This window comes from Streptomyces sp. NPDC001508 (assembly GCF_040298665.1).
GTDB lineage: Bacteria > Actinomycetota > Actinomycetes > Streptomycetales > Streptomycetaceae > Streptomyces.
The window spans coordinates 1-1,626 of record NZ_JBEPAP010000159.1; the positions used below are offsets into that span (position 1 = coordinate 1).

Sequence of the window (1,626 nt, forward strand, 5' to 3'; positions counted from 1 at the left end):
CGGGGAAATGGGAAGAGGTGCCTGCTGACCTGGGATGATGGGAGTTCCTACGCCCTCATCAGTCCCACGAAGCAAGGCACCTCTGAAGTGAAAGTCTCCCACAGGCCCGCGGAGCTGTTCGCCGCGTTCGACGACCCCGACCTGATCGCGCATGCCGGTCTGGTCCCCACGATCCGGCTGGCCGGGCGGTGCGATCTGCCCGCGCTGGTGGCCGAGAAGGTCAAGCTGAGCGGCGCGAAGAACGGCGCCGGGACGGCTGCCGACGCGAAGGCGATGAGCATCGTGGGCGGGATGGTCGCCGGGGCGGACAGCATCGACGACCTGGACGTGCTGCGTCACGGCGGGCTGGCCCGCCTGTTCGGCGGGGTGCGCGCGCCGTCCACGCTGGGGACGTTCCTACGCGCCTTCACCTGGGGGCACGTACGCCAACTGGAGTCCGCCGCACGGGCGTTCACCTGCAACCTGGCCGCGCACACCGGGCTGATCCCCACAGCGGACGAGGTGGTGTTCGTCGACATCGACTCCAAGGTCAAGCAGGTCTACGGGCCGGCCAAGCAGGGCGCCTCCTTCGGCTACACCAAGCAGCGCGGCCTGCACTTCCAGATCGTGACCGTCAAGACGTCCACCTGCGCGCCGGTGATCGTGGCAACGAGGCTGCGCAAGGGCTCGGCAGGCTCCGGCAAGGGTGCGGCGAGTCTGCTGCGCGAGGCGCTGGCCACCGTGCGGGCGATGGGCATCACCGCGCAGATCGTCGTCCGTGCCGACTCCGCGTATTTCTCCCACAAGGTCGTCGAGGTCTGCCGCAAGGCCGGTGCACGGTTCTCGCTCGTGGTCGCCGTCAGGAAGAAGATCCGTGAAGCCATCGCGGGCATTGCTGAGGACGCCTGGACGCCGATCAAGTACGCCGCCGCCGTCTGGGACGCCGAAGAGGAACGCTGGATCTCCGACGCCGAGATCGCCGAGGTCCCCTTCACTGCGTTCACCAGCAAGAAGAAGGCGTTCCACACCACCGCCCGGCTGATCGTGCGCCGGGTCAAGCGCCTGAACCCGAAGAGCGTGCCCGATGGACAGGCCGAACTGTTCAGCGTCTGGCGCCACCACGTCATCTTCACCGACAGCCCGTTCGTCCTGGCCCAGGCCGAACCCATGCACCGCGAACACGCCCAGGTCGAGCAGGTCTTCGCCGACCTGGAAGACTCCGCGCTCGCGCACCTGCCGTCAGGGAAGTTCACCGCGAACGCCGCCTGGCTCACCCTCGCCGCCACCGCCTACAACCTCACCCGCGCGGCCGGCCACCTCGCCTCCGTCTTCCACGCCAAAGCGCGGACCGGAACGATCCGCCGCCACCTGATCAACATCCCCGCCCGGATCGCCACCGGCGCCCGCCGCCTCACCCTCCACCTGCCCCAACACTGGTGCTGGCAGGACGACTTCACCGACCTGTGGACAGCCACCGGACACCGCATGCGCACCTGACCCACGCGACCGCCCTGCCCGCCCACGACCCGAAAGACCTGGGAGACCCCGCACCGGACGGACACCCGGCGATCGCCGCTGCCCGCACCCCGCAGAAACACCCGGAACCCGCCCGACACCCTTGATCAGAATTCACGCGGTGGATCGAGG

1 protein-coding gene is annotated in these 1,626 nt (G+C 68.8%); it reads left to right on the forward strand.

All coding sequences use genetic code 11. The features are described 5' to 3' along the window. The first annotated feature begins 87 nt into the window (after positions 1 to 87). Positions 88 to 1,476 carry an IS1380 family transposase gene (locus ABT245_RS45835; protein ID WP_351747098.1) on the forward strand — a complete coding sequence of 463 codons (1,389 nt, stop codon included), beginning with the start codon at positions 88 to 90 and terminating at the stop codon, positions 1,474 to 1,476. Positions 1,477 to 1,626 lie beyond the last annotated feature (150 nt).